At 67.2% G+C, this 4,293-nt stretch carries 5 protein-coding genes; 1 reads left to right on the top strand and 4 read right to left on the bottom strand.

Translation table 11 applies throughout. The annotated features are described in order from the left end of the window. Positions 1 to 83: 83 nt before the first annotated feature. Positions 84 to 851: a transporter substrate-binding domain-containing protein gene (locus tag AC1D01_RS22925; RefSeq protein ID WP_477870384.1), complete on the bottom strand. Its 768-nt coding sequence runs from the start codon at positions 849 to 851 to the stop codon at positions 84 to 86. Next, positions 848 to 1,969, bottom strand: coding sequence for a 4-hydroxyphenylpyruvate dioxygenase (hppD, locus tag AC1D01_RS22920; RefSeq protein WP_477870382.1), 1,122 nt, complete (start codon positions 1,967 to 1,969; stop codon positions 848 to 850). The genes AC1D01_RS22925 and hppD overlap by 4 nt, the downstream gene beginning before the upstream one ends. Positions 1,970 to 2,086: 117 nt before the next feature. Between hppD and AC1D01_RS22915 the strand changes: the two genes are divergently transcribed. Continuing rightward, a complete protein-coding gene (locus tag AC1D01_RS22915) occupies positions 2,087 to 2,569 on the top strand; it encodes an Lrp/AsnC family transcriptional regulator (protein WP_477870380.1) in 483 nt (160 codons plus the stop codon). 19 nt (positions 2,570 to 2,588) lie between these two features. On the opposite strand, the gene AC1D01_RS22910 is transcribed toward AC1D01_RS22915, so the two are convergent. Both AC1D01_RS22910 and AC1D01_RS22905 read right to left on the bottom strand, forming a co-directional pair. After that, on the bottom strand, positions 2,589 to 3,449 hold the full coding sequence (locus AC1D01_RS22910; protein ID WP_477870378.1) for an HDOD domain-containing protein: 861 nt from the start codon (positions 3,447 to 3,449) through the stop codon (positions 2,589 to 2,591). A gap of 87 nt (positions 3,450 to 3,536) precedes the next feature. Then, positions 3,537 to 4,293: ABC transporter substrate-binding protein (locus AC1D01_RS22905; RefSeq protein WP_477870376.1), on the bottom strand; the 757-nt coding region annotated here is incomplete at its 5' end.

The following is a 4,293-nucleotide window of genomic DNA, read 5'->3' as shown; positions in this document are numbered from 1 at the left end:
GCGCGGCGGGCGATCGCCCTGGCCGTAGGTGGCTGGCGCGACGCCGCTGTTCACGCCCTTGGCGAGGGCGCTGCTGTCGTTGATCAACGCAGCCATTTGTCCGCCGCCCGCTGGTAGTCGCCGCCGGCCTTCGACAGGTGCAGCCATTGGTCGACGAAGTTCTTCATCACCATGTCGCGCGGCAGCATCCACGCCATCTCGCCGTACTGCAGCGGGCGCTCCGGGTTGACGGCGCACAGGCCGGGCCGCAGCTTCTGCTGCACCAGCGTCTCGGCGGCCTCGGTCACGAACACGTCGGCACGCTTGGCCAGCAGCTCGTCGAAGATCGTCAGGTTGTCGGCATGGATGGTCAGCGTCGCGGCCTTGAAGTTGGCGCGCGCGAAGCGCTCGTTGCTGCCGCCCGGGTTCGCGATCGTGCGCACGCCGGGCTTGTCGATGTCGGCCACGCTCTGGTACTTCGGCACGTCCTCGCAGCGCACCAGCGGCGTCTTGCCGTTGACCATGTAGGCGGTGCTGAAGAACACCCGCTTCTGGCGCTCGGTGGTCACCGAGATGCCGCCGATCGCGACATCGCATTTGCCGGCGCCGAAGTCGGGCAGCAGGTTGGCCCAGCTGGTCTTCACGAGCTCCAGCTTGACGCCCATCGCCGCGGCCAGCGATTGCGCGAGGTCGATGTCGAGCCCCTCGAACGCGCCGTCGGCGCGCTGGAAGCTGAACGGCTTGTAGTCGCCCGGCGTGCAGGCGCGCAGCACGCCGGCCTTCATCACCGCATCGAGCGACGACTCCTGTGCCCCGGCCGTGCCGGCCAGCGCCGCCAGGGCGATCGCGATGAACGACGGCAGCCGCTTCATGCGGCCGCCTCGGGCTCGGCCTTCAGCACGCCGCGGCGCACCTGGTCGAGCTCGATGCTCTCGAACAGCGCGCGGAAGTTGCCTTCGCCGAAGCCCTGGTCGCCCTTGCGCTGGATGATCTCGAAGAAGATCGGCCCGATCACCGTCTGCGTGAAGATCTGCAGCAGCAGTTCGTTCGGCGCGCCCTGGTGCGTCGCGCCGTCGATCAGGATGCGCAGGCGCTTCAGGTCCTCGAGCCGCTCGCCGTGGTTGGGCAGGCGCTTGTCGACGAGGTCGTAGTAGGTGGCGATGGTGTCCTGGAACGCCACGCCCTGGCCCTTCATGCCCTCGACCGAGGTGTAGATGTCGTCGGTGCCGAGCGCGATGTGCTGGATGCCTTCGCCGTGGTACAGCGCCAGGTACTCGGCGATCTGGCTCTTGTCGTCGGAGCTCTCGTTGATCGGGATGCGGATCTTGCCGCACGGGCTCGTCATCGCCTTGCTCTTCAGGCCGGTCAGCTTGCCCTCGATGTCGAAGTAGCGCACCTCGCGGAAGTTGAACAGCCGCTCGTAGAAATCGGCCCACTCCTTCATGCGGCCGCGGTGCACGTTGTGCGTCAGGTGGTCGATGTAGGTGAGGCCGTTGCCGACCGGCGAGGCGTTCGCGCCGGGGATCGGCACGAAGTCGACGTCGTAGATGCTGATGTTGCCGATCGCGCCGGCGGCCGCGCCGTCCTTGCCGTGCCAGCGGTCGACGAAATAGATCAGCGAGTCGCCGATGCCCTTGATGGCCGGGATGTTCAGCTCCATCGGGCCGGTCTGGTTGTCGAAGCCCCAGGCCCCGAGTTCCAGCGCGCGCTCGTAGGCCTGGGCGGCATCCTTCACGCGGAAGGCCATCGCGCACACGCTCGGGCCATGGTGGCGGGCGAAGCGCTGCGCGAACGAATTCGGCTCGGCGTTGATGATGAAGTTGACGTCGCCCTGGCGGTACAGCGTGACGTTCTTGTGGCGGTGCCGTGCGATCGCGGTGAAGCCCATCGATTCGAACAGCCGGCCGAGCGCGACCGGGTCCGGCGCCGCGTACTCGACGAACTCGAAGCCGTCGGTGCCCATCGGGTTGTCCCAGGGGGTGAACTGCATGGCGCGCTCCTGCAAAGTGAAAACTTGCTCGCACTGTAGATTCGTCCCTCCGCAGGAATCATGCAAGTTGCGCCCTCGTGCGGGCATTGTGCGCAGGAAAGTTGCAAAATCGGCCGCATGGAAACGGAAATCCAGCTGGATGCGATCGATCGGCGCATTCTTCGGGCGCTGCAGGCCGATGGCCGGATCACCTATGACGTGCTGGCTGCGCAGGTCAGCCTGTCGCCCTCGGCCACCTTGCGGCGCGTGAAGCGGCTGGAGGAATCGGGCGTGATCGCCGGCTATGTCGCGCTGGTGCCGGCCGAGCGCGTCGGGCTCGGGCTCACGGCCKACCTGAACGTGCGGCTCGAGAAGCACTCCGAGGTGCACAAGCGCAACCCGATGGACCTGTTCCGCGCCGCGGTGCAGACCTGGCCCGAGGTGGTCGAGTGCGTCGCGCTGACCGGCGAGATGGACTACCTGCTGCGCGTCGTCGTGCAGGACATGGCGCACTACTCGCGCTTTGTGATGGAGACGCTGCTGAAGCACCCCAGCGTGGAAGACTGCAAGACCAGCTTCGTGATGGACCGGGTGAAGAACACCACCGCGGTGCCGCTGTAGCGGCGCCCGGCTGCACGCCTCAGTAGTCGAGGTTCTGCAGCATCGCCTGCGTCGCGGCGGTCGACAGGTTCAGCAGCTGGGCGATGTCGGCCACGTCGTCGGGGATCGCGGCGTTGTCCCAGCCGTTCGCGGTGTGCCGCGCGAGGCGGATCGCCAGCACGACGTTCTGTACCGTCGGATGCTCGGCATGCCGGTCGTCGGAGATGCGGATCAGCAGGTCGGGCAGCGTCCAGGCCTTCATCAGCGCCTGCTGCAGGTCGAACAGCTCGACGTTCAGCGTGCTGTGCTGGATCGCGTTGGAGCGCAGCGTCGGGTCGGCCGCCTGCGCGCGCTGGATGGTCAGCGCCAGGTCGGGCGCATGCACCCACAGCAGCATCTCGGCGAAGTCGTGCAGCAGCGCGGCCTCGTGGATCAGCGCGGCGTCGTGGTCCTGGCGGTGGATCGCGAAGGCCAGCGCGAAGCGCGAGGCGCGGTGCGCGCGCCGCAGCACGTCGTTCAGGCCGGCCAGCGCTTCCGGCCGGTCGGCGAGCGCGTCCTCGACGGTGGGCTGCACGCCGAACGCGCCGAAGAACGGCGAGATGCCCATCAGCACGACCGCGGCGGTGACGGTCTCGACATCGGTGACGAGCCGCGCCGGCCGGTGCGTGGCCGCGTAGGCCAGCACCTTCAGCGTCATCAGCGGGTCGTCGGCGACCATCTCGCCGATCAGGTTGGCATCGACATCGTCCTCGTTGGCGCGCATCGCCTCCAGCGCATCGGAGGTGTTCGCGAGCACCGGGATCTCGCGGTCGCGAAAGTGCTGCACCCAGGCGGCGAGGTCGGGCAAGGCTTGGGGCAGCGGCAGATGGCCGGCAGGGCGCGGTGCGGTCGCGTTGCTCACGTCACGGTGTCAGGAAAAGTGTTACCGCAAGTATCGACCTCTTTGCGCCGCACTTGAGGAAAACCTCACACGGCCTCGCGAGGTGCCTCACCGCCCGCCGAGCTTCGCCTTCACGTCCATGCCGAGCTTCTTGTTGACGAACTGCAGCGTCGCGACCTTCGACAGGTCGACCTCGCCCGCCTTGTACAGCCCGGCCTTCACCATCTGCGCGTAGAAATCCTGGATGCGCTCGGTGCTCATCGCGCCGACGCCGTTGCGCAGCGCCTCGCCCGAGTCGACGATGCCCTGCTGCTTCATCAGCGCGACCGAGGCCTCGATCTCCGCCTCGGTCATCTCGGGGTTCTCTCTGATCATCATCGCGTTGGCCGCCTTGCGGTCGCCGTACAGGTAGTTGACCCAGCCGAGGATCGACGCGTCGACGAAGCGCTGCACCAGCTGCGGCTTGTCCTTCACGGTGTCGGTGCGCGCCTCGATCACCGTCGAGTAGGTGCTGAAGCCGTGGTCGGCCAGCAGGTGCACCACCGGCTTGAACTTGCCCTGGTTCTCGACGTAGATCGGCTCGGCCACCGAGTAGCCCTGCTGGATCGCCTTCGGGTTCGCGAGGAAGGGCCCGAGGTTGTAGTTGTAGGGCTTGAGCACCTCGTCCTTGAAGCCGTGCGTGACCTTCAGCCACTGCCACCAGCTGAACTGGCCGTCCTTCGCGATCAGCGCGAGCGGCGCGGTCTTCAGCTTCTCGAACGACTCGTAGCCCTGGCCCGGGTGGGCGATCAGCGCCTGCGGGTCCTTCTGGAACATCGCGGCGACGACGATGGTCGGCACGCCGTTCTTCACGTTGTCGAAGCTG

It is taken from the genome of Rhizobacter sp. P3_B12 (assembly GCF_056402895.1).
Note: the sequence above shows the minus strand (reverse complement) of the source record. Positions and strands in the feature narration are given on the sequence as shown.